Source organism: Kribbella hippodromi, from assembly GCF_039531045.1.
GTDB classification, from domain to species: Bacteria; Actinomycetota; Actinomycetes; order Propionibacteriales; family Kribbellaceae; genus Kribbella; species Kribbella hippodromi.
The window spans coordinates 256737-279278 of record NZ_BAAAPH010000002.1; the positions used below are offsets into that span (position 1 = coordinate 256737).

Consider the following 22542-nt stretch of genomic DNA (forward strand, 5'->3'; position numbering starts at 1 on the left):
AACCACCTTTGTGACACTTGTTGTTGATTCGGGCAAAAAGTGTCACATATGCTGGGGAGATGGACAGCTTCCAGGCCACCATCGCGGCGGACGGCCGGATCGAACCGCGGGACGCGATGCCGGACGGGTACCGCAAGACCCTGATCCGGCAGATCGCGCAGCACGCGCACTCCGAGATCATCGGCATGCAGCCGGAGGGGAACTGGATCAGCCGCGCGCCGTCGCTGCGCCGGAAGGCGATCCTGATGGCGAAGGTGCAGGACGAGGCCGGCCACGGGCTGTACCTGTACGCCGCGGCCGAGACGCTCGGCGTGGACCGGGCGGACCTGCTCGACCTGCTGCACAGCGGGAAGCAGAAGTACTCCAGCATCTTCAACTACCCGACGCTGACCTGGGCCGACATCGGCGCGATCGGCTGGCTCGTCGACGGCGCCGCGATCGTCAACCAGGTGCCGCTGTGCCGCTGCTCGTACGGGCCGTACGCGCGGGCGATGGTGCGGGTTTGCAAGGAGGAGTCGTTCCATCAGCGGCAGGGGTTCGAGATCCTCTACACGCTGTGCAACGGCACTGCTGGTCAGAAGGCGATGGCGCAGGACGCGCTGGACCGCTGGTGGTGGCCGTCGCTGATGATGTTCGGTCCGCCGGACTCCGCGTCGACGCATTCGGAGCAGTCGATGGCGTGGGGGATCAAGCGGCACAGCAACGACGAACTGCGGCAGCGCTTCGTCGACATGACCGTGCCGCAGGCGGACGTGCTCGGGTTGCGCGTACCTGACGACGGACTGGTGTACGACGCCGAGTCGGGGCACTATCGCTTCACCGAGCCGGACTACACCGAGCTGTATGAAGTTGTGAAGGGCAACGGCCCGTGCAATCAGCAGCGGTCGTCGCGCCGGGTGAAGGCGCATGAAGACGGCGCCTGGGTCCGTGAGGCGGCAGCCGCCTATGCGGCCAAGCAGTCCGTGAAGGCGGGTGTGGCATGAGCGTCGAGCCGCTGTGGGAAGTGTTCGTCCGGTCGCGGCGCGGTCTGTCGCATACGCACGTCGGCAGCCTGCACGCGCCGGACGCGACGATGGCGTTGCGGAACGCGCGTGACGTGTACACGCGGCGACAGGAAGGCGTGTCGATCTGGGTGGTCCGGGCGACCGACATCACCGCGTCCAGCCCCGATGAGAAGGACGAGTTCTTCGACCCGGCCGACGACAAGGTGTACCGGCATCCGACGTTCTACCAGGTCCCGGAAGGTGTCGACCACCTGTGAACGAGGACCTGTTCGAGTACACGCTCCGGCTCGGTGACGACGCATTGATCGCCGCGCAACGGACCGGCGAGTGGATCGCCGCGGCGCCGCAGCTCGAGGAAGATGTTGCGCTTGGCAACATTGGGTTGGACCAGCTGGGGCAGGCGCGGTCGTTGCTGCAGTACGCGGGTTCTCTCGTTGGGCGTACGGAGGACGAGCTGGCGTACTTCCGGGACGAACGGGAGTTCCGGAACTTGCTGATCTGTGAATTGCCGAACGGTGATTTCGGGTTTGCGATGGCGCGGTTGCTGTATTTTTCCGCGTACCAGCATCTGTTGTATTCCGAGCTGCTGAGTTGTGCTGACGAGCTGCTGGCCGGCGTAGCGGGTAAGGCCGTCAAGGAAGTGGCTTATCACGTCGATCACGCGACGCAATGGGTGCTGCGGTTGGGTGATGGGACCGAGGAAAGTCATCAGCGGATGCAGGCCGGGTTGGATGCGTTGTGGCCGTACACGGCGGAGATGTTCACGTCGGACGAACTCGTACGCCGGTTGCCGGTCGCTGTTGATCCTGCTGAATTGCAGGAGGCCTGGAATTCGCGCGTTCTTGCTGTGATTGATGAGTCCACGTGCGAGCGGCCGGCGTCCGGTTATCAGCACAGTGGTGGCCGGTCGGGTCGGCATACCGAACACATGGGTTATCTGCTGGCCGAGTTGCAGCACGTGGCGCGTTCCCATCCGGGTGCGACATGGTGACCGACACCGCGATCCTCGAGGCGGTCGGCGAGGTGACAGACCCCGAAGTGCCGGTGCTGACGATTGCCGATCTGGGCGTGCTGCGCGGGCTACGCCACGAGGGCGACGAGGTGGTCGTCACGATCACCCCGACCTACTCGGGCTGTCCGGCGATGGACCTGATCCGGCAGGAGGTCGAGCTGACGCTCAACCACCTGGGTGTCGACGGCCGCGTGGAGACCACGTTGTCGCCGGCGTGGACGACGGACTGGATGAGCGAGTCCGGGAAGAACAAGCTGACCGAGTACGGAATCGCGCCGCCCACTGGTCGCCGTGCTGTCGACGGGCCGATTCCGTTGCGGTTGAGTGTTCGGTGCCCTTTGTGCGGTTCACCTGATACGACCGAGCTCAGCCGGTTCGGTTCCACTTCGTGTAAAGCGCTCTGGCGGTGCAATTCCTGCCGGGAACCCTTCGACCATTTCAAGGCGATCTAGATGACGACGACCGTCCCGCGCCGGCGCGCGACCTTTCACCCGCTGAAAGTCGCCGCGATCGACGAAATCACCGACGACTCGGTCGCGATCACCTTCGCCGTACCCACCGAGCTGTCCGCCGAGTACAATTTCGCCGCCGGGCAGCACCTGACGATCCGGCGCGCCGGCGATGACGTACGCCGCAGCTATTCGATCTGCTCACCGGCCGGTTCCGGCGTACTCCGGATCGGCGTGAAGCGCATTCCCGGCGGCGAGTTCTCCGCGTACGCCGCGCATGAGCTGAAAGTCGGCGACGAACTCGAGGTGATGACCCCGCTCGGCCGCTTCGGCACCACCCTCGACCCGGCGAACGCGAAGCGCTACGCCTTCGTCGCCGCGGGCAGTGGCATCACGCCCGTACTCTCCCTCGTCGCCACGATCCTCGCGGTCGAACCAGGCAGTCGCGTCACCCTCCTGTACGGCAACCGAACCGCCGGCTCGGTGATGTTCGCGGACGACCTCGCGGACTTGAAGGACAGGTACGCCGAGCGCTTCCACCTCGTCCACGTCCTGTCCCGCGAAAGCACCGAGGTCGAACTGTTCAGCGGCCGGATCGACACTGAGCGGTTGCAGCGGATGTTCGCGACGATCCTCCCGCTGGAGTCGGTCGACGAGTGGTTCCTCTGCGGTCCGTACGCGATGGTCGTCGGCACCCAGAACCTGCTGCTCGGCGAAGGGGTTGCCCGCGAACACGTACACGCTGAGCTCTTCCACATCGGCGACGAAGCCCCCAAGCCGCCCGCCGAAACCGCCGCCGACGACGAGGATGCGGCCGAGGTCACCGTCATCCTCGACGGCCGCCGCTCAACGTTCCGCCTGTCCCAGCACGCGCAGCCCGTCCTGGACGCCATGCTGGCTGTCCGCTCCGACGCCCCCTTCGCCTGCAAGGGCGGCGTCTGCGGCACCTGCCGAGCCAAGGTCCTGGACGGCAAGGTCCAAATGGACACCAACTGGGCCCTGGAACCAGACGAACTCCGAGCCGGCTACGTCCTCACCTGCCAGTCCCACCCCATCACCCCCACCCTCACCCTCGACTACGACGCCTGACCCACCCAGTACGCGGCCCGGGGTTGTTGCAGAGCTGTTGCAGGCAGACGAGCACCGGCCCGCGAACCGCACCAGCCCACAAACCTCCCCAAACCGGTTTGGGGAGGTTGTGCGTGCCGAGCGGGGCGGGTTGTCCCCCCGGAATGGGCAGTTGGGCGCCCCGAACCGGTTTGGGGGTGGGTGGGGTGCGGCTGGTCGGGCCGGCTCGGCGCCGGGGTCGTCGTGCAGCTCCGGGAACGCGGTAGGTGTGCGGGTGGTTTCGTGGGGTGTTCTTGGGTTAGTCGGTGCCGGATTCCATTGCGGCGCGGTCGAGGAGGGCCTCTTCTTCGGGGGCCTCGCCGCGGGAGGCGATTGCTTCGGCGCCGCCCTTGGGGAGTTCGCCGATCAGGTCGGTGGAGGACGCGAGCGCCGGGTTCGACGAACCGAACATCCCCAGCCCGGCGTACTGCTCCAGCTTGGCGCGCGAGTCCGCGATGTCCAGGTTGCGCATCGTCAGCTGACCGATCCGGTCGACCGGGCCGAACGCCGAGTCCTCGATCCGCTCCATCGACAGCTTGTCGGGGTGGTAGCTGAGCGCCGGCCCGGTGGTGTCGAGGATCGAGTAGTCCTCACCCCGCCGCAACCGCAGCGTGACGGTACCCGTGACAGCCGTACCGACCCACCGCTGCAGCGACTCCCGGAGCATCAGCGACTGTGGGTCCAGCCAACGACCTTCGTACATCAGCCGGCCGAGCTTGCGCCCCTCGGTGTGGTAGCTCGCGAGCGTGTCCTCGTTGTGGATCGCGTTCACCAGCCGCTCGTACGCGGCGTGCAGCAGCGCCATCCCCGGCGCCTCGTAGATGCCCCGCGACTTCGCCTCGATCACCCGGTTCTCGATCTGGTCGGACATACCCAGACCGTGCCGCCCGCCGATCGCGTTCGCCTCGAGCACCAGGTCGACCGCGGAGCCGAACTCCTTGCCGTTGATCGTCACCGGCCGGCCCTGCTCGAACCCGATCGTGACGTCCTCGGTCTCGATCGCGACGCCGGCGTCCCAGTGCCGGACGCCCATGATCGGGTCGACGGTCTCGATCCCGGTGTCGAGGTGCTCGAGGGTCTTCGCCTCGTGCGTCGCGCCCCAGATGTTCGCGTCGGTGGAGTACGCCTTCTCGGTGGAGTCCCGGTACGGCAGCCCGTGCGCGACCAGCCACTCGGACATCTCCTTCCGGCCACCCAGTTCATGGACGAACTGCGCGTCCAGCCACGGCTTGTAGATCCGCAACTGCGGGTTCGCCAGCAGGCCGTACCGGTAGAAGCGCTCGATGTCGTTGCCCTTGAAGGTCGACCCGTCGCCCCAGATCTGCACGTCGTCGTCGAGCATCGCCTTGACCAGCATGGTGCCGGTCACCGCGCGCCCGATCGGCGTGGTGTTGAAGTACGTCCGGCCGCCGGAGCGGATGTGGAACGCCCCGCACGCCAGCGCCGCGAGCCCTTCCTCGACCAGCGCCGCGCGGCAGTCCACCAGCCGGGTGATCTCCGCGCCGTACGCGGTCGCCCGCTCCGGGACCGAGGCGATGTCGGGCTCGTCGTACTGCCCGATGTCAGCCGTGTACGTACACGGCACCGCCCCCTTGTCCCGCATCCACGCGACCGCAACCGACGTGTCGAGACCCCCCGAGAAGGCAATCCCGACCCGCTCACCGACTGGCAAAGAAGTAAGCACCTTGGACACAGGAAGAGTATGCATCACCCTGCATTATTATGCAAAGCCACCAACCCTCCACCTCCGGGGCTGACCCCTCAAGCGCAGGGTTGCCCCCTGAGAATCCGAGGGGGCAACCCGCCATCTCAGGGGTCAAGCAGTTGGGGCAGTTGGGGCTGGTGGGGTTGGATGTACTCCGAAGGGAGTGAGGCTGGGGATGATGGGGCGGTCGCATGCGTTGTCGGGGTGGTGCGCCGGGCTGGCGGTGGCGCCCTTGGTGGGGCTCACATCGGTCGCGGAGGTAGTGCCGTTCGCGGCCGCCACCGCTGGGTACGCGCTGTTGCCGGATCTGGATCACCCTGGAGCCAGCGCCTCGCGGCTACTCGGCCCGGTGACCGGCCTGATCTCGGGAGCGATCCGCGCCTTCTCCAGCGTGCTCTACAGGCTGACCAAAGGACCACGCGACGAGGACAGCACTGGCAAGCACCGCCACGCGACGCACACCCTGGTAGCCGCTGTACTCCTCGGCATGCTCGCCGCAAGCCTCGGCGACCGCGGCAAGTGGGCCGTACTAGCAATCGCCGTCACCGGTCTAGTACTGGCAGCCGATGCACTAGGCGACTGGATCGTCCTAGTAGTACTCGCTGCAGCCGGCTGGTCCGTGTTCGGTGCCGCCCTACCCGGTACGGGCGCCGCGGATGCCGTACAAGCCGGACTGACCCAGATCGGCGGCTGGATCGGTGCTGCTGTCGCACTAGGCATGTTCGTGCACTGCCTGGGCGACAGCCTCACCCGCTCCGGCTGCCCGTGGCTGTGGCCGCTCCCGATCCGCGGCGAGACCTGGTACGAGCTCCGCCTCCCGAAACCGCTCCGCTTCAGCACCGGTCATTGGTGCGAGCGCATGGTGATCGTCCCGCTGCTGACCCTCGGCGGCGTACTCCTCCTACCGGGCGCACTACAAGCAGCACAACGCCTGTTCGACGCAACGAGCATCTGGATAGCTGGTCAGTCCTGAAGCCGGCCACCCGTCAGGTACGAGGGGATGCCCCGCGCTTCCAGTGCCGCGGCGAAGCGACGCTGATTACGCTCCCCGGGCCATGCTTCCAAGAAGAACAGTGGCAGCGCGATCACGGCACCGATCAATACGACCAAGAAACTCTGGACCGAGAACGCCAGCGCGACCGAGACCAAGAACACTGCCTCGCAGAGCGCGAACCGGGTGAAGGTCGACGCGGTGAACCGCCGCCACGACTCCGCCTCGATCTCCGCCGCCGACCGGCTGGAGTACTCGAGCGCGGGCGTCCGGAACCCGGCCAGCTCACAACACGCGTACGCTCCGCCGGCGACCGCAATTACGACGATCGGTGCCCATGACGCCGGGAACGCACCGATGCCGTCCGCCGCGAGCACGAACCACACCACGACGGTGATCAACGGGATCGCGCCGGCCATCGCGGCGCAGATGATCGGCAGGGTTTGCCGGGGGCCAGGGGCGGCAGCAGGTGTCGACACGCCGAAGAGCGTAGCGGTCCGGAAAGTCATCGGTATATCGACAAACCGCAGTCGTTCGAACACGGAGAGTATCCGCAGAAGTTTTTTCGGATTTTCTTCGTGGAAGCTGTAACGACTACCGGGCCACCCCCGATAGGACGAGTGAGCCTGGTGGCTGCCCGGACCCCCGAGCGGACAGCCACCAGGCCTACCCATTTCTTCAGGGTCCAGGAGCGGTAATCTGAGGCTCATGTCCTCGCCAGAATCCACGCCCTCGTCGCCGCCGTTCGGCCGGCTGACGACCGCGATGGTCACTCCGTTCCGGCCCGACGGCTCCCTTGACCTGGACGCCGCCCAGAAGGTGGCCGGCTACCTCGTCGACCACGGCAACGACGCCCTGGTGCTGAACGGGACCACCGGCGAGTCGCCGACCACGTCGGACCAGGAGAAGGTCCAGCTCATCGAGGCGGTCCGGGCCGCGGTCGGCGACCGCGCCAAGCTGGTCGCCGGGGTCGGCTCCAACGACACCGCGCACACCGTCGAGTGCGCCAAGCAGGCCGAAGCGGCCGGCGCGGACGGCCTGCTGGTCGTCACTCCGTACTACAACAAGCCGCCGCAGGAGGGTCTGCTCGCGCATTTCACCGCGGTCGCGGATGCCACCGGCCTGCCGAACATGCTGTACGACATCCCGGCCCGCGCCGGTGTCGAGATCAAGACCGACACCCTGATCGCGCTCGCCGCGCACCCGCGGATCGTCGCGGTGAAGGACGCGAAGGGCGACCTCGCCGGGACCACCAAGGTGCTGGCGAACACCGATCTGTTCTACTACTGCGGTGCCGACGAGCTGAACCTCGCCTCGCTCGCGATCGGTGCCGTCGGCATCGCCAGTGTCGTCGCGCACGCCGCGAGCCGGGAGTACCGGCAGCTGATCGACGCCGTGGTGGCCGGCGACCTCGCCACCGCCCAGGAAATTGATCGACGGCTGGTGCCCGCCGTCGAGACGATCATGACCAGGACCCAGGGCGCCATCATGGTGAAGGCCGCGCTCAAGCTGGCCGGTGTCCTCGAGCACGCGACCCTCCGGTTGCCGCTGGTCGAGGCGACGGCGGAGCAAGTGGACCGGCTCACCACCGACTTGAAACAGGCAGGACTGATTGCATGAGCCATCCCCATCCAGATCTCGACGCGCCCGGACCTCTCGCTCCGGGCGCTTTGCGGGTCATCCCGCTCGGCGGCCTCGGCGAGGTCGGCCGGAACATGACGGTGTTCGAGTACGACGGCAAGCTGCTGATCGTGGACTGCGGCGTACTCTTCCCGGACGAGAACCAGCCCGGCGTGGACCTGATCCTGCCGGACTTCGAACCGATCCGGGACCGCCTCGACGACGTCGTCGCGGTGGTGCTGACGCACGGACACGAGGATCACATCGGCGGGTTGCCCTACCTGCTGCGTGAGCGGGGCGACATCCCGGTGGTCGGGTCGCAGCTCACGCTCGCGCTGCTCGAGGGCAAGCTGAAGGAGCACCGGCACCGCAACGTGCCGCAGCAGACCGTGGTCGAGGGCGAGAAGCTCCAGATCGGTCCGTTCGTCTGCGAGTTCGTCGCGGTCAACCACTCGATCCCGGACGCGCTCGCGGTCGCGATCAAGACCCCGGCCGGCGTCGTCCTGCACACCGGTGACTTCAAGATGGACCAGTTGCCGCTGGACAACCGGATCACCGACCTGCGCGCGTTCGCCCGGCTCGGCGAGGAGGGCGTCGACCTGTTCATGGTCGATTCCACCAATTCCGAGGTGCCCGGTTTCACCACCCACGAGCGCGACATCGCGCCGGTGCTGGACCGGGTCTTCACCAAGGCGAAGAACCAGCGCATCATCGTCGCCTGTTTCGCCTCGCACGTGCACCGGGTCCAGCAGGTGATGGACGCCGCGGTGAAACATCGCCGCAAGGTCGCGTACGTGGGTCGCTCGATGGTCCGCAACATGGGCGTCGCCCGTGACCTCGGCTTCCTGAACGTCCCCGGTGACACGCTGATCGACATGCGCGAGCTCGACAACTACCCGCCGGAGCAGGTGGTGCTGGTGTCGACCGGTTCGCAGGGCGAGCCGATGTCGGCGCTGTCCCGGATCGCGGCGAACGACCACAACGTCGTGCACCTGCAGCCGGGCGACACCGTCGTGCTGGCGTCGTCCCTGATCCCCGGCAACGAGAACTCGGTGTACCGGGTGATCAACGGCCTGATCCGGCACGGCGCGAACGTGATCCACAAGGGCAATGCCCTCGTCCACGTCTCCGGTCACGCCAGCGCGGGCGAGCTGCTCTACTGCTACAACATCGTCAAGCCGCGGAACGTGATGCCGGTGCACGGTGAAGTACGGCACCTGCACGCGAACGCGGACCTGGCCGTACAGACCGGTGTGCCGCGGGAGAACGTGGTCGTCGTAGAGGACGGCGTGGTCGTCGATCTGATCGACAAGAAGGCGGTCGTGGCCGGCAAGGTCGACTGCGGGTACGTGTTCGTCGACGGGTCGACCGTCGGTGACATCACCGAGACGTCGCTGAAGGACCGGCGCATCCTCGGTGACGAGGGGTTCATCTCGGTGATCGCCGTGATGGACTCGGTCACCGGCAAGCTGACCGCCGGGCCGGAGATCCAGGCCCGTGGCTTCGCCGAGGACGACACCGTGTTCGACGACCTGAAGCCGAAGATCGAGGCGGAGATCGAGAAGGCGATCGGCGGCGGCGTGGACGACATGTACCAGCTGCAGCAGGTGATCCGCCGGGTGGTCGGGAAGTGGGTCAGTGACACCCACCGCCGCCGCCCGATGATCATTCCGGTTGTCGTGGAGAGCTGAGACAGGGGAGTGGGCCGGCGATGAGCGTCAACGGAACGAACGGGATCGGTCAGCGCCGGCCGACGATGAAGGAGGTCGCCGCCCGGGCCGGGGTCGCGCTGAAGACCGTGTCCCGGGTGGTGAACGAGGAACCGAACGTCAGCCCCGAGCTGACCGCCAAGGTGCAGGCGGCGATCAAGGAGCTGAACTACACGCCGAACGAGAGCGCCCGGATGCTGCGCCGCGGCAAGACCGGGACGATCGCGGTGGTGATCCGCGACATCGGCGACCCGTTCTTCGCATCCCTCGGCCGGGCGGTCGAGCTGTGGGCGCGCTCGTCCGGCTCGGTGGTGATGATCGGGCTGACCGACGAGGACCCGGAGCGGGAGAAGGACGTCTGCCTCGAGTTCGTCGCCCGCCGTCCGGACGCGCTGATCATGGCGCCGATCGGCGAGACCCAGGACTACCTGGCGCCGCATGTCGACGCCGGGATGGCGGTGGTCACGATCGACCGGCCGGCGCACGGGATCGAGGCCGACGCGGTGCTGGCGGACAACGCCGGCGGGATCGATCAGGCGATCGACCATCTGGTCCGCCAAGGGCACCACCGGATCGCGTACCTCGGTGACGACGAGCGGATCTTCACCGCCCGCGAGCGCGTGGTCGCGTACCGGTCGGCGATGGCCCGGCACCGGATCGACGTCGACGAGGACCTGGTGCACCTGTCCGAGCCGACCACGGAGGGCATCGGCATCACGCTGTCCGCCGTGCTGGACCGGGCGGAGCCGGCGACCGCGTTGCTGTCGGCAAACAACATGACCACCGCGGAGGTGCTGCGTGGTCTGGCCGGGCGCCGGGATCAGGTCGCGCTGGTGTCGTTCGACGACCTGGCGCTGGGTGACCTGCTCAGCCCTGGGCTGACCGCGGTGGCGCAGTCGGCCGACGTGATGGCGCGGACGGCGATCCAGTTGATGACCGAGCGGCTGCCGGAACCACATCGGCCGAGCCGTACGGTCCGGGTGCCGGTCAAGTTGACGATTCGTGGTTCGGGGGAGATCCCGCCGGCGTACTGACCGCCTGTCCTGGTTCACCGAACCGGGCCAGGACAAGGGCAGCGGCGACGGCGAGTACGAAGCCGATCGCGGCGAACGCGGCGTAGCCCGATCGCGGGCGGTCGCCCAGTACGAGCAGACCGACGAGCGCGGGGAAGACAGTCTCGCCGACGACCAGCATCGCGGTCGCGGCGGTGACTCCACCGCGTTGGAGCGCCGAGGCGTACGTCAGCATGGCCAATGCGCCGCTGACGATGGCCGTGTAGGTGGCCGGCTCGGTGATGAGCTCCGCCGGACGCAGGCTGGGGATGGTACGCGCGGAGATGGCGACTACGCCGAAGCTGAGACCGGCGATGAGGCCCAGCACCGGACCGTGCAGTCGGCGTGGAACCAGGCTGACTGACAGTCGTGCGAGGCCCAGCAGCGCAACCGCGACGACTAGCGCGACCCGGAAGCCGTTCCCGACGCTGGGGCTGCCCTCGCTGCCGGCGGACAGGCCCAGCAGGCCCAGGCCGAGGCAGACGACACCTACGGCCGTCCACTCTCGCTGACCGAGCCGGACGCCCAGGGTGCGCGCTGCGACTGCGGTGACGGCCAGACTCGCTGCCAGTGCGGACTGGACCACGAACAGCGGCAGTACCTGCAGTGCGGCGACCTGCACCGCGAAACCGACGCCGTCCAGTCCCATGCCGATCACGAACCGCGGCTTGACTACTACCTTGGCCGCGCTGGTGTCACCGGAGCTGTCCGAGGCGGCTGAGGCCTGCAGGATGGAGGCCAGTCCGTACGCGACGGCTGCTGCCAACGCACCCGCCAGACCCCACCACATGCTGGCTACTGTAGAGCAGGGCTATCCGCGGAGCTGGGCGGCCAGCGGGCACTGGAACGGGTCACGGGCGCCCAGGCCGACGTCGTTGAGGTGCGTGACGACGATCCCGTACGACGTGAACAGTCCGACTTCGGTGTACTTCACGCCGTGCAGCTCGCAGTACTCGCGGACGATCGGCTGGACTCGCCGCAGCGTCGGTCGCGGCATGCTCGGGAACAGGTGGTGCTCGATCTGGTAGTTGAGGCCGCCCATGGCGAAGTCCGTGAACACGCCGCCGCGGACGTTCCGCGACATCAGCACCTGCCGCCGGAGGAAATCGAGCTTCATCCCGGCCGGGACGATCGGCATGCCCTTGTGGTTCGGTGCGAACGCCGCACCGAGACAGACGCCGAACACCGCGAGTTGGACGGCCAGGAACGCACTGGCCTTTCCAGGTGGCAGGAGCAGGTACAGCGCAGCCACGTACGCGGCCAGTCGAGTAATGACGACAGCCAGGTCAACTCGCTCCAGTGCAGTCGCCTGGCGGCGTACCAGGTGCCGGAGGCTCGACGCGTGCAGTCCGACGCCCTCCAGCGTGAGTAGCGGGAAGAACAGCCACCCCTGCCGTGCAGCGACCCACTGGCCGAGCGGACCGCGTTTGGCGACAGCTTCCGGAGTGAACGCGAGTACTTCGAGTTGGACGTCCGGGTCCTTGTCCGCCTGGTTGGGCGCGGCGTGGTGGCGGTTGTGTTTGGTACGCCACCAGTTGACGCTCATGCCCAGTACGCCACCGGCCAGGATGCGGGCGGTCCAGTCGTTCCAGGCCTTGGAGTGGAAGATCTGCTGGTGGGCGCTGTCGTGGCTCAAGAACGCCACCTGCACCAGCACGAGCGCCAGTACGAAGGCCAGGGCGAGTTGGAACCAGGAGTTGCCCAGCAGGACCACCCCGGCAGCTACTGCAGCCAGTGCGCTGAGCACCACGCTGATGCGTGTGTAGTAGTACCCCTGGCGCCGCCTTAGCAGCCCCAGCTCGCGAACGGTCTGGAGGAGGTCGGTGTAGAGGCTTACGTACGCTTGCGCGGGCTTCTGCGAGGCAGGCACCCCACCATCATCCCGGACCAGCGCAACCCCTGGCCTGATTTGCCGCCGAGTTAGCCCGGCCGTCACCTGGCAGTCATCCGTGCGGAGCACCTTCAGGTCATGAAACTGAGTCGCCGCCAGCTCTTGGCCGCATCCACCGCCGCCGGCGCGTCGTTCGCCGTACCGGGGGTCGCCGCGGCCGCTCCGAACCTCGTCCGCCGCGACCGCGCCGCGCTGCCGTCCGGGATCGCCAGTGCCGACCTGACGTCCAACTCGGCCGTCGTCTGGGCCCGCGCCGACCGGCCCGGCCGGATGATCGTCCAGCTGACCAGCCACGGCCGCTTCGACCGGGCGATCTGCCTGCGCGGACCGAAGACCAGCGCCGGTGACGACTTCACCGCTCAGCTGCCACTGCGCGGTCTGCGCCCGGGGCAGCGCTACGACTACCGGATCGGTTTCGAGGACACGAACGGCCGGATCGGTCAGACGCTGGACGGTTCGTTCAGTACGCCGGGCCGCAACCGGCCGGTGTCCTTCGTGTTCACCGGTGATACGGCCGGCCAGGGGTACGGGATCAACCCGGAGCTCGGCGGGATGATCGCGTACAAGACGATGCACGAGACCCGGCCGGACTTCTTCCTGCACTCCGGCGACAACATCTACGCCGACGGCCCGATCGAGGCGTCGGTCAAGGTCGCGGACGGGACCGTCTGGAAGAACGTGGTGACCGAGGAGGTGTCGAAGGTCGCCGAGACGCTGGCCGAGTACCGCGGCCGGTACAAGTACAACCTGCTGGACCAGAACGTGCGCTCGCTGTACGCGGACGTACCCCTGATCGCGCAGTGGGACGACCACGAGACGCTGAACAACTGGTACCCGGGCGAGATCCTCACCGACAGCCGCTACACGGAGCGCCGGGTCGACGTACTGGCGGCGCGCGCGAAGAAGGCGTTCCTCGAGTACCTGCCGATGGAGCACACCGGTGGCCGGGAGCGGATCTACCGCAAGGTCAGCCACGGTCCGCTGCTGGATGTGTTCTGCCTGGACATGCGTACGTACCGGGGCGCGAACCCGGTCCTGTCGACGGCCGGACCGGTGGCGATGCTCGGTGCTGAGCAGGCTGCTTGGCTGGTGCGTGAGGTCGCGGCGTCACGGGCGACCTGGAAGGTGATCGCCAGCGACATGCCGCTCGGCCTGCTCGTACCTGACGGCGACCTGATCGAGGCGGTGGCGAACGGACAGCCCGGTGCGCCTGGTGGCCGCGAGCACGAGATCGCGTGGGTGCTGAGCCAGTTCAAGAAGCGCAAGGTACGCAACGCGATCTGGCTGACCGCTGACGTGCACTACGCGGCCGCCCACCACTACGACCCGTCGCGGGCGGCGTTCACTGACTTCGACCCGTTCTGGGAGATCGTCGCCGGCCCGATCAACGCCGGCGTGTTCGGCCCGAACTCACTGGACAGCACGTTCGGTCCGGAGGTGGTCTTCCCCAAGGCCGCCGACTTCCCGAGCCAGTCCCCGGCCAGCGGCAACCAGTTCTTCGGACACACCCGGATCGACCCGCGCACCGGCGTCTTCACGGTGTCCCTGCGCAACCTGTTCGGCAAGGTCCTCTGGACCAAGGACATCCCCCCAGCCCGGCACTAGGGGCCAGCCGCACTCCCCAGCTCCGGCGCCCGCGCGGACCCCCACCCACCGAAGCCGAGCAACCACACCCGCCCCGCCCCGCCCGTCCGCCCCGCACCGCCCAGCACCGCACCGCCCAGCGCCGCCCCGCTCGCGCCGCCCCGCTCGCGCCGCCCCGCCCACACCGCCCAGCCCCGCCCACACCGCCCAGCCCCGCCCACGCCGCCTGGCCCCGCCCACGCCGCCTGGCCCCGCCCACGCCGCCTGGCCCCGCCCACACCGCCCAGCCCCGCCCGGCGCTCGCTCGTCTCAGGGGTCAGCCCCTCAGACGATGGGTTGGCCCCTGGGAATCTCGTGGCCGAACCCTTCGGCTTGGGGGTTGACCCCTCGGGCGGTGGGTTGGCCCCTGGGAATGTTGCGGTCGAATCCTTCGGCTTGGGGGTTGACCCCTCGGGCGGTGGGTTGGCCCCTGGGAATGTTGTGGCCGAATCCTTCGGCTTGGGGGTTGACCCCTCGGGCGGTGGGTTGGCCCCTGGGAATGTTGTGGCCGAATCCTTCGGCTTGGGGGTTGACCCCTCGGGCGGTGGGTTGGCCCCTGGGAATGTTGTGGCCGAATCCTTCGGCTTGGGGGTTGACCCCTCGGGCGGTGGGTTGGCCCCTGGGAATCTCGTGGCCGAACCCATCAGCTCGGGGGTTGACCCCTCAGACGGTAGGCGGGCGAGTCGCATTAAGTTGTGCGCATGAGCTATCCGGAGAGCCGCCGCGACGAGTTGGTCGAGTTGTTGCATGGGCGTGAGATCGCTGATCCGTATCGCTGGCTGGAAGATCCTGACGCTGCCGAGACCCAGGACTGGGTGCGTCGGCAGAACGAGTTCACCCAGGACGAGCTGGCCGGGTACGGCGAGCGGGCGTGGTTTCAGCGCACGATGTCCGCGATCCTGGCCCGGCCGCGTGCCGGTGTGCCGGTCAAGAAGGCCGGCTGGTACTTCGTCGGCCGTAACGACGGCACGCAGGCGCAGGACGTCATCTACGTCGCCGAGTCGCTCGACGAGCTGCTGTCCGGTGGCCGGGTGCTGATCGACCCGAACACCCTGTCCGAGGACGGTACGGACTCGCTGGGGTCGTTCACGGTCAGCCCAGACGGGAAGTACTTCGCGTACGGCGTCAACGAGAGCGGAAGCGACTGGACGACCTTCCGGCTACTCGACATCGCTACTGGTACGCCGGTCGACGACCTAGTCTCGGAAGCCAAGTTCTCCGAGGCAACGTGGCTTCCGGACAGTTCCGCGTACCTGTACCTGCACTACCCGGCCAGTGGACGTAGCGAAGGCACGACCACCACGTCCCTGTCCGGTGGGCGGCTGATGCTGCACAGGGTCGGTGCGCCGCAGTCCGACGACGAGCTGGTGCTGACCGTCCCCGGCAAGGACAGGTACTTCTACACACCCGAAGTGAGTGACGACGACAAGTACCTCGTCGTACACATCACCGAAGGGACTGACCCGGCCACGCGGCTCTGGGTGTACCCGATCACCTCGGACGGTCTGGGCGAGCCGGTGAAGGTGGTGGACACGTTCACCGACGAGATCGCGTTCGTACGGATGTCCGGCGACCAGCTGGTACTGCGGACCGACCGCGACGCGTCACGCGGCCGCGTGGTGCTGTCGTCGCTCGACGGTACGTTCACCGACCTCATCCCGGAGGGCGACGCCACACTGCAGGCAGTTCGCGGTACGGCGTCCGGTCTTGCCACGTTGACGTTGGTGGATGCGCAGCCGGTGCTCACGCTGTACGAGTTGGACGGCACTGGTCAGCGAGTGGTCGACGTACCGGGTGGGGGAGTGGTAGGTCTCAACGCCGGCCCGGAGTACGACGAGCTGTTCATCGGACTGTCCACGACAACAGACCCCACCTTGTCGTACGTCGTCTCAACCGACACGGGCAACGTACGCGCCTTGCCGGAACTGGTCCGCGGTACTGGAGGCTTCACGCCACCACAGGTCACCGTGACCCGCCGGACCGCTCCGGGACGCGACGTTCCGTACTTCCTGATCACCCGGTCCGATCTGGACTTCTCCACCCCACGCCCGACGCTGATGTGGGGGTACGGCGGCTTCCGCATCCCGATCAACGCCGACTACCGCCCCGGCTGGCCCGCGTGGCTCGCAGCCGGCGGAGTGCTGGTCATCGCGAACCTGCGGGGTGGCGGCGAGTACGGGGCCGAGTGGCACGACGCGGGGCGGCTGAAGAACAAGCAGAACGTGTTCGACGACTTCATCGCGGTCGGAGAACACCTGCGGGACAGTGGCGTGACCACTCCGGAGCAGCTGGTCATCCACGGACGCAGCAACGGCGGACTGCTCGTCGGCGCGGCCATGACGCAACGGCCGGACCTGTTCGCTGTCGCACTGCCCGGTGTGGGTGTTCTGGACATGTTGCGGTTCCACAAGTTCACGGTGGGAGCAGCGTGGGCGTCTGACTACGGCCTGCCCGACGACCCGGACCAGTTCGAGGACCTCCTGGCGTACTCGCCACTGCACCGGGTCAGCCCAGGCACTTCGTACCCGGCGACGCTGGTGGTCACCGGCGATCATGACGACCGCGTGGTGCCGTTGCACAGCCACAAGTTCATCGCGGCGCTGCAGCATGCCCAGTCCGGTCCGCGGCCCGTCTTGACTCGGGTTGAGGTCAACACTGGCCATGGCTTCGGGAAACCGGCCGCGATGATCGCGTCGGAGTGGGCTGACCTACTGGCGTTCGCTGCTCACCATGTAGGCCTCGTACCTCCTGAGCAGTAGGAGGGCCGCTTCACCAACCGCTCGGCTGCTTCACCAGATGTGCGGGGCGTGCAGGTCGCGGGGATCGGCGGACGGCTGACAGCCGTGCGCGGTCTCCGCGTACTCCGTCCGCGGCCCGCTGGTGGCGAGCGTACGGACGGCGTCCACCAGCCGGTCCACGTGCTCGCGGGTCGTCCCGAGGCCCAGGCTGGCGCGAACCGCCGTGCCGTGCTCGGGGGAGTCGGCGAGCAGGCGGCCGACCAGCGGGTGGGCGCAGAACTTGCCGTCCCGGACACCGATCCCGTACTCGGCGCTGAGCGCGGCCGAGACCAGCGTGGAGGTCAGTCCGGCGATCGTGAAACAGACGGTGCCGACGCGGTCCGCGTCCTCGCCGAACAGCGAGTACGTCGTGACGCCGTCGATCTGCGCGAGGCCGGTGCGGAGCCGGGCGAGCAGACTGCGCTCGTGCTGCTCGATGGCGTCCCGGTGCTTGCTGATCGCGGCGCACGCCGAAGCGAGGGCGATCGCGCCGATCACGTTGGGCGAGCCGCCTTCGTGCCGGGCCGGACCGGTCGACCACACCACGGTGTCTTCGGTCACCGCGTGCGTCGCGCCACCGCCGTACAGGTACGGGTCGGCCGCATCGAGCCAGTCGGCCCGGCCGATCAGGGCACCCGCGCCGTACGGGGCGTAGAGCTTGTGACCGGACAGCGCGACCCAGTCGGCGCCGAGGGCGGCGATGTCGACGGTGCGGTGCGGCGCCAGCTGCGCGGCGTCCAGGCAGACCCGGGCGCCGTGCGCCTTCGCGACCTTGGTGATCTCGGCGATCGGGAAGATCTCGCCGGTGACGTTCGACGCGCCGGTGACCACGACCAGCCGCGGCCCCTCGGGCGCCTGCCGGAGCGCGTCGGCTACGGCGGTCACGGCGCCGGCCGGGCTGGACGGCGCAGCCAGGCGTACGGTGCGGTCGGCCGGCCAGGGCAGCAGAGCGGCGTGGTGCTCCGACTCGAACACGATCACGGTGGCATCAGCCGGTACGGCCCGGGCGAGCAGGTTGAGCGCGTCGGTGGTCTGCCGGGTGAAGATCACCTGGTCGTCCGCACGGGCGCCGACGAAGGCATGCACCTCGGCGCGGGCCCGCTCGTACCACTGGGTGGTGATCCGGGAGGCGTACCCGTTGCCGCGGTGCACCGACGCATACGACGGCAGCGCCGCCTCCACGCTGGCCCGGACCGACTCCAGGCACGGCGCGCTGGCCCCGTGGTCGAAGTTGGCGTAGTCGGTGACCCGGCCGTCGGCGAGCGGCACCAGCAGGTCCGAACCGACCGTGGCCGGGATGCTGCCGGTGACGAGCCGCGCGACCGTGGGCCGCGGAGTGGTGGTGCCGGCCGGTTCGAGGATGGAGAGAATCGACATGCTGCTGCTCCCGGAAGTCCGCACTTGCCGAGCGGGGTATCCGCACGGCCTGGTCCTCACCCGGGGCACCCCACCGCGGAGGAGGGTTGCCGGCCAGCGAGCCGGGGCTTGACGCTGGCGCTCATGACCTGCCGAGAACGGTAACGAACGGGCCACGATCCGCGCCAGCCTGTATCTCGTGATGTGAGATTCCCGAACGGATGATGAGACGGAGCGGTCTGGCGGCCGTGGCGGCACACTGTTGTCATGATCGGACGGCTGCACCATCTCGCCATCGACTGCCCGGACCCGCTGGCGCTGGCGAGGTTCTACTCGGCGCTGCTGGGCCGGCCGATCACCTACCGGAGCGACGACTGGGTGGTCGTGTCCGAAGACAGCCGAACCTCAGGCCTCGCCTTCCAGCGCGCTGAGGCGTACCAGCGTCCGCACTGGCCGGATCCAGCCCGGCCTCAACAGATGCACCTTGATGTCATGGTCGACGACGTCGAGGCGGCGGCGCCCCTGGTGCTGGCCCTCGGCGCTCGCCGCCTCGCTGGGACCGTGTACGAGGACCCGGCCGGCCACCCGTTCTGCCTGATCCCCCGACCGGGCTGGGCGCCGCCGGTGAATCCGTAATCGATTCGCCGCCGGCGAGGTGGACGTGTTGGATGGCCGCATGACACTGGATGCCGCGGTCTGGACCGCACCTGAGGTGGAACGGCCCGACGGCTCGCTGGTGGCCCCCGAGCGTGAGTTGTTGCAGGGGTACCTGGACTTCTACCGGACCACGTTGCTGGTCAAATGCGCCGGCCTGACCGCCGCCGAGCTCGCCGCGCGCCCGTCGCCGCCGTCGAACCTCTCGCTGCTCGGCCTGCTCCGGCACCTGACCAAGGTCGAGCGGATCTGGTTCCGGATTCATTTCGCGGACGATCCGGCCGAGCCGTTGTACGCGCCCGAGCTCGGGAAGGACGCCGACTTCGAGCGGATCGATCCGGCCGAAGCGCAGGCGGCGTACGAGGGGCTGCTCGCCGAGTGGAAACTGTCCGACGCCGCGGCGGCCGGGCGCTCGCTGGACGATCGTTTCACCTTCAGCGGCACCGAGTCGACGTTGCGGATGATCTACATCCACCTGATCGGCGAGTACGCCAGGCACTGTGGTCATGCCGATCTGGTCCGCGAGCAACTGGACGGCACGACCGGCGCCTGACACCCGGTCCAAGGCCGTCGTCCCGGGCGCAGTGGTCCAGTCCCGGCTGGAAATCGTTTGCCATTCGGTCTTCCGGTCCGGGACTTGCTGTGCTCGACTCATCACATGAAGCGACCGGCCGCCCTGGTTGTCCTGCTGACCGCGATGTTCGCCGCCGTCCTGGTCCCCCCGGCCAACGCGGCGTCGGACGTACGCATCGAGGTGCTGTCCACGCCGCGCGCCGACATGGTCAGCGACGGCAACGTGCTGCTCGGGATCACCGGTCGGCGTCTGGATGAGCTGACCGTCCGGCTGAACGGGAAGGACGTCACCAACGCGTTCACCCTGCAGTCCGACCGGTTGATCGGCGTGGTCCAGGGCCTGACCGACGGCCGCAACAGCATCACCGCGGCTGACGCACGGCTTGTGGTCACCAATCATCCGCGAACGGGTCCGATGCTGGCCGGTCCGCACGAGACGCCGTTCATCTGCGGCACAGCTGGTTTCACTACGCTCGCCAAGGTCAAGCTGGGCCCGCCGACGGATGTGAACTGCTCGGTGCCTACCCGCGTCGACTACCTGTACCGCTCGACGATCGACCGGTCGCTGAAGGTCCTCCCGGCGACGCGCCCGGCCGATCTGGCAACTGCAAGAACATCCGACGGCCGTACGGTGCCGTACATCGTCCGTGTTGAGACGGGTGTGATCAATCGGTCGATCTACGAGTACGCCGTACTCAACGACCCGGCCGGTGGTGAACCGAGTGTGGTGAAGGCGCCGAGCGGATGGAACGGGCGGTTGATCTACACGTTCGGTGGCGGCTGTCCCGGCGGGTGGTACCAGCAGGGGAGTGGCACCGGCGGGATCAACGACGACGTACTGCTGGCGCAGGGGTACGCCGTGGCGTCGTCGAGCCTCAACGTGTTCGGGGTGAACTGCAACGGCGTACTGGCCGCCGAAACCATGTCGATGACCCGGGAGCACATCCTGGAGACCATCGGCGTACCGAAGCAGACGATCGGGTGGGGCTGCTCCGGCGGTTCGTACCAGGTGTTCCAGATCGCAGACGACTACCCGGGACTACTGGATGGGATTGTGGCGTCCTGTGTGTTCCCAGAGGTCGGTTTCGCCACGCTGCACACGATCACCGACTCGCTACTGCTGGACCACTACTTCCAGTCCGCTACTGGATGGACCGACGAACAGAAGCGCGCCGCCGCGGGCTTCGGCAAGGTCGCCACGATCGCCAACCTCGCCGGCGCCGGACGCCGGATCGACCCGCGGGTGTACTGCCCAGCGCAACTACCCGTCGAGCAGCGCTACGACCCACTGAAGAACCCCAGTGGTGCACGCTGCGATGTCTACGACCACCAGGTCAACATCTGGGGCAAGGACCCGCGGACCGGTGCCGCACGGCGTCCACTGGACAACGTAGGCATCCAGTACGGCCTGGACGCACTGAACGCGGGCAAGATCACCGCAGCGCAGTTCATCGACCTGAACAAGGCTATTGGCGGCTTCGACCACGACGCCAACTTCGTGCCCGCCAGGACAGTCGCCGACCCGCGGGCGATCAGTACGGCGTACCGGACCGGTCAGTTGATCAACGGCGGCGGGGGACTGGCCAGTACGCCGATCATCGACTACCGCCAGTACTGGGATGAGCTGCCGAACGGTGACATCCACCTGTTCTTCCACTCGTTCTCGCTGCGTGAACGGTTGCGTAAGGCAAACGGTGACGCGGACAACCAGGTGATGCTGGTACAAGCCGCTGATGCACCAGGCGGCTTCAGTACGACGAACCCCGTGCTGACCGATGCACTAGCCGCGCTGAACCGGTGGATGGACGCTACGGACGCGGACCATGGCTCTGGCTCGCCGCATGCCCGGTTGATGCGCAACAAGCCCGGTGCGCTGACCGATGCGTGCTGGAGTCCGGCGAACCAGAAGATCGTCGAGAAGCAGGTGGATGGCATCCGTACGACCAAGTGCAACACGTTCTACCCGGTGTGGCCGTCGCCGCGGCAAGTGGCTGGTGCATCTGTTGCCAACGACATCATCAAGTGTCAGCTCCGTCCACTGACGCGGTCCGACTACAAGGTCAAGCTGACGGCTGCACAGTGGAAGGCGCTGCGGCAGACGTTCCGGAACGGGGTGTGCGACTGGTCGGCTCGTGGTGTCGGGCAGCAGCGTCCGGTCGGGAGTTGGCCGACCTTCCCATAGGGTGCGGGAGTGCCCTTCACGCTGGCCCATCCCGCGGCTGTCCTCCCGCTGATCCGCCGGCCGCTAGTGGCCTCCGCACTGGTAGCTGGTGCGGTGGCGCCGGACCTGCTGTACGTCGGTCCGCTCTACCGGTTCGCCACGCAGTACATCAACGGCAACTTCACGCTGACTCTCACACATGAGTTCACGTCCGCCCTCTGGCTGGACCCGCTGCTGGCGCTGCTGCTGCTCGCGGTCTTCAATCTGGTGCTCAAGCGTCCGCTGATCGCACTCGCACCACCGGCGCTCGCTGCTCGGCTGCCAGAGCCGCGACGGCTAGTTGGCGTTACGGGACTGCTGTGGACTGTGGTCTCGGCGGTCCTGGGTGCACTCACTCACGTCCTCTGGGACTCGTTCACACACTGGGACGGTTACTTCGTCCGCCGGTTCCCGGAGTTCTTCCGGGCCTCGGTGACTGGTGCGTGGGACGTGAGCCGCATCCTCCAGTACGTCAGCACGGTCGGCGGCTGCGTCATCCTGGCGATCTGGTTGTACCGGTGGTACCGCCGCGCGGAGGCCCGGTCCGTTACACCCGGTGACCACATCCCGGCCAAGGCGCGGTACGTCGCGTACGCCGCAGGCGTGGCTCTGGCGGCTTGGGGAGCGGTGCGGGAGCTCGGGCGGGTCGAGGGCGGACTCGCGGGCGAAACCGCCGTACGCCTCGTGCTCTCCGGCGTAGTGACCGGTGGCCTGCTGGCGCTCGGCGTGTACGTGGTGTTGTGGCATCTGAACCGGTTACGGCGAAGGGCGCCTGTGTCGTGACGCTACGGATGGGGCAGCGTGATCGGCGTGTGACAC

Annotated in this window: 20 protein-coding genes and 1 riboswitch; of the genes, 15 read left to right on the forward strand and 5 right to left on the reverse strand. The window is 67.8% G+C overall.

Annotated elements, in window-relative coordinates:
• Nucleotides 1-59 precede the first annotated feature (59 nt).
• The 5 genes from paaA to paaE are packed head-to-tail and all read left to right on the forward strand — an operon-like array spanning nt 60 to nt 3554.
• Nucleotides 60-983, forward strand: a complete 924-nt coding sequence (gene paaA, locus ABD260_RS03920) for a 1,2-phenylacetyl-CoA epoxidase subunit PaaA (RefSeq protein WP_344231910.1) — start codon at nt 60-62, stop codon at nt 981-983.
• The gene (gene paaB / locus ABD260_RS03925) at nt 980-1261 is read left to right on the forward strand and encodes a 1,2-phenylacetyl-CoA epoxidase subunit PaaB (protein ID WP_344231911.1); all 282 of its coding nucleotides are present in this window, start codon (nt 980-982) and stop codon (nt 1259-1261) included. The genes paaA and paaB overlap by 4 nt, the downstream gene beginning before the upstream one ends.
• A complete protein-coding gene (gene paaC / locus ABD260_RS03930; protein WP_344231912.1) occupies nt 1258-1995 on the forward strand; it encodes a 1,2-phenylacetyl-CoA epoxidase subunit PaaC in 738 nt (245 codons plus the stop codon). The genes paaB and paaC overlap by 4 nt, the downstream gene beginning before the upstream one ends.
• Nucleotides 1989-2468: a 1,2-phenylacetyl-CoA epoxidase subunit PaaD gene (paaD, locus tag ABD260_RS03935; RefSeq protein ID WP_344231913.1), complete on the forward strand. Its 480-nt coding sequence runs from the start codon at nt 1989-1991 to the stop codon at nt 2466-2468. Before paaC ends, paaD begins: the two co-directional genes overlap by 7 nt.
• Complete coding sequence (paaE, locus tag ABD260_RS03940) at nt 2469-3554, forward strand: 1,2-phenylacetyl-CoA epoxidase subunit PaaE (protein ID WP_344231914.1); 1086 nt, start codon at nt 2469-2471, stop codon at nt 3552-3554.
• Nucleotides 3555-3831: 277 nt separating this feature from the next.
• Here paaE and argG read toward each other — a convergent pair whose 3' ends face one another.
• The gene (argG, locus tag ABD260_RS03945) at nt 3832-5265 is read right to left on the reverse strand and encodes an argininosuccinate synthase (protein WP_344232097.1); all 1434 of its coding nucleotides are present in this window, start codon (nt 5263-5265) and stop codon (nt 3832-3834) included.
• A 190-nt stretch (nt 5266-5455) separates the two neighbouring features.
• Here argG and ABD260_RS03950 point away from each other — a divergent pair, with 190 nt between their 5' ends.
• Nucleotides 5456-6250 carry a metal-dependent hydrolase gene (locus ABD260_RS03950; protein ID WP_344232098.1) on the forward strand — a complete coding sequence of 265 codons (795 nt, stop codon included), beginning with the start codon at nt 5456-5458 and terminating at the stop codon, nt 6248-6250.
• On the opposite strand, the gene ABD260_RS03955 is transcribed toward ABD260_RS03950, so the two are convergent.
• Nucleotides 6241-6747 carry a hypothetical protein gene (locus ABD260_RS03955; protein WP_344231915.1) on the reverse strand — a complete coding sequence of 169 codons (507 nt, stop codon included), beginning with the start codon at nt 6745-6747 and terminating at the stop codon, nt 6241-6243. The two genes, ABD260_RS03950 and ABD260_RS03955, sit on opposite strands and share 10 nt — an antisense overlap.
• Nucleotides 6748-6976: 229 nt before the next feature.
• Here ABD260_RS03955 and dapA point away from each other — a divergent pair, with 229 nt between their 5' ends.
• Genes dapA through ABD260_RS03970 form a run of 3 tightly spaced genes read left to right on the forward strand, consistent with a single transcriptional unit; the run spans nt 6977 to nt 10631 of the window.
• A complete protein-coding gene (gene dapA / locus ABD260_RS03960; protein ID WP_344231916.1) occupies nt 6977-7888 on the forward strand; it encodes a 4-hydroxy-tetrahydrodipicolinate synthase in 912 nt (303 codons plus the stop codon).
• Nucleotides 7885-9579: a ribonuclease J gene (locus ABD260_RS03965; RefSeq protein ID WP_344231917.1), complete on the forward strand. Its 1695-nt coding sequence runs from the start codon at nt 7885-7887 to the stop codon at nt 9577-9579. The genes dapA and ABD260_RS03965 overlap by 4 nt, the downstream gene beginning before the upstream one ends.
• A gap of 20 nt (nt 9580-9599) precedes the next feature.
• Nucleotides 9600-10631 (forward strand): LacI family DNA-binding transcriptional regulator, encoded by a 1032-nt coding sequence (locus tag ABD260_RS03970; protein ID WP_344231918.1) that lies wholly within the window; start codon nt 9600-9602, stop codon nt 10629-10631.
• On the opposite strand, the gene ABD260_RS03975 is transcribed toward ABD260_RS03970, so the two are convergent.
• Nucleotides 10585-11439, reverse strand: coding sequence for a hypothetical protein (locus ABD260_RS03975; RefSeq protein ID WP_344231919.1), 855 nt, complete (start codon nt 11437-11439; stop codon nt 10585-10587). The two genes, ABD260_RS03970 and ABD260_RS03975, sit on opposite strands and share 47 nt — an antisense overlap.
• Before the next feature lie 21 nt (nt 11440-11460).
• Nucleotides 11461-12519, reverse strand: coding sequence for a fatty acid desaturase family protein (locus tag ABD260_RS03980; protein ID WP_344231920.1), 1059 nt, complete (start codon nt 12517-12519; stop codon nt 11461-11463).
• 99 nt (nt 12520-12618) lie between these two features.
• On the opposite strand from ABD260_RS03980, the gene ABD260_RS03985 reads away from it, so the two are divergent.
• On the forward strand, nt 12619-14145 hold the full coding sequence (locus ABD260_RS03985) for an alkaline phosphatase D family protein (protein ID WP_344231921.1): 1527 nt from the start codon (nt 12619-12621) through the stop codon (nt 14143-14145).
• A gap of 719 nt (nt 14146-14864) precedes the next feature.
• A complete protein-coding gene (locus tag ABD260_RS03990; protein WP_344231922.1) occupies nt 14865-16922 on the forward strand; it encodes a prolyl oligopeptidase family serine peptidase in 2058 nt (685 codons plus the stop codon).
• 30 nt (nt 16923-16952) lie between these two features.
• Here the strand turns inward: ABD260_RS03990 and ABD260_RS03995 are convergent, their stop codons facing one another.
• Nucleotides 16953-18317, reverse strand: a complete 1365-nt coding sequence (locus ABD260_RS03995; protein ID WP_344231923.1) for an aminotransferase class V-fold PLP-dependent enzyme — start codon at nt 18315-18317, stop codon at nt 16953-16955.
• A gap of 15 nt (nt 18318-18332) precedes the next feature.
• Nucleotides 18333-18446: riboswitch (SAM riboswitch) on the reverse strand.
• 117 nt (nt 18447-18563) lie between these two features.
• On the opposite strand from ABD260_RS03995, the gene ABD260_RS04000 reads away from it, so the two are divergent.
• The 4 genes from ABD260_RS04000 (at nt 18564) to ABD260_RS04015 (ending at nt 22506) form a co-directional block, all read left to right on the forward strand.
• Nucleotides 18564-18932 (forward strand): VOC family protein, encoded by a 369-nt coding sequence (locus ABD260_RS04000; RefSeq protein WP_344231924.1) that lies wholly within the window; start codon nt 18564-18566, stop codon nt 18930-18932.
• A 40-nt stretch (nt 18933-18972) separates the two neighbouring features.
• Nucleotides 18973-19503 carry a mycothiol transferase gene (locus tag ABD260_RS04005; RefSeq protein ID WP_344231925.1) on the forward strand — a complete coding sequence of 177 codons (531 nt, stop codon included), beginning with the start codon at nt 18973-18975 and terminating at the stop codon, nt 19501-19503.
• A 105-nt stretch (nt 19504-19608) separates the two neighbouring features.
• Complete coding sequence (locus tag ABD260_RS04010) at nt 19609-21705, forward strand: DUF6351 family protein (protein ID WP_344231926.1); 2097 nt, start codon at nt 19609-19611, stop codon at nt 21703-21705.
• 9 nt (nt 21706-21714) lie between these two features.
• Complete coding sequence (locus tag ABD260_RS04015) at nt 21715-22506, forward strand: DUF4184 family protein (RefSeq protein WP_344231927.1); 792 nt, start codon at nt 21715-21717, stop codon at nt 22504-22506.
• Nucleotides 22507-22542: the final 36 nt, after the last annotated feature.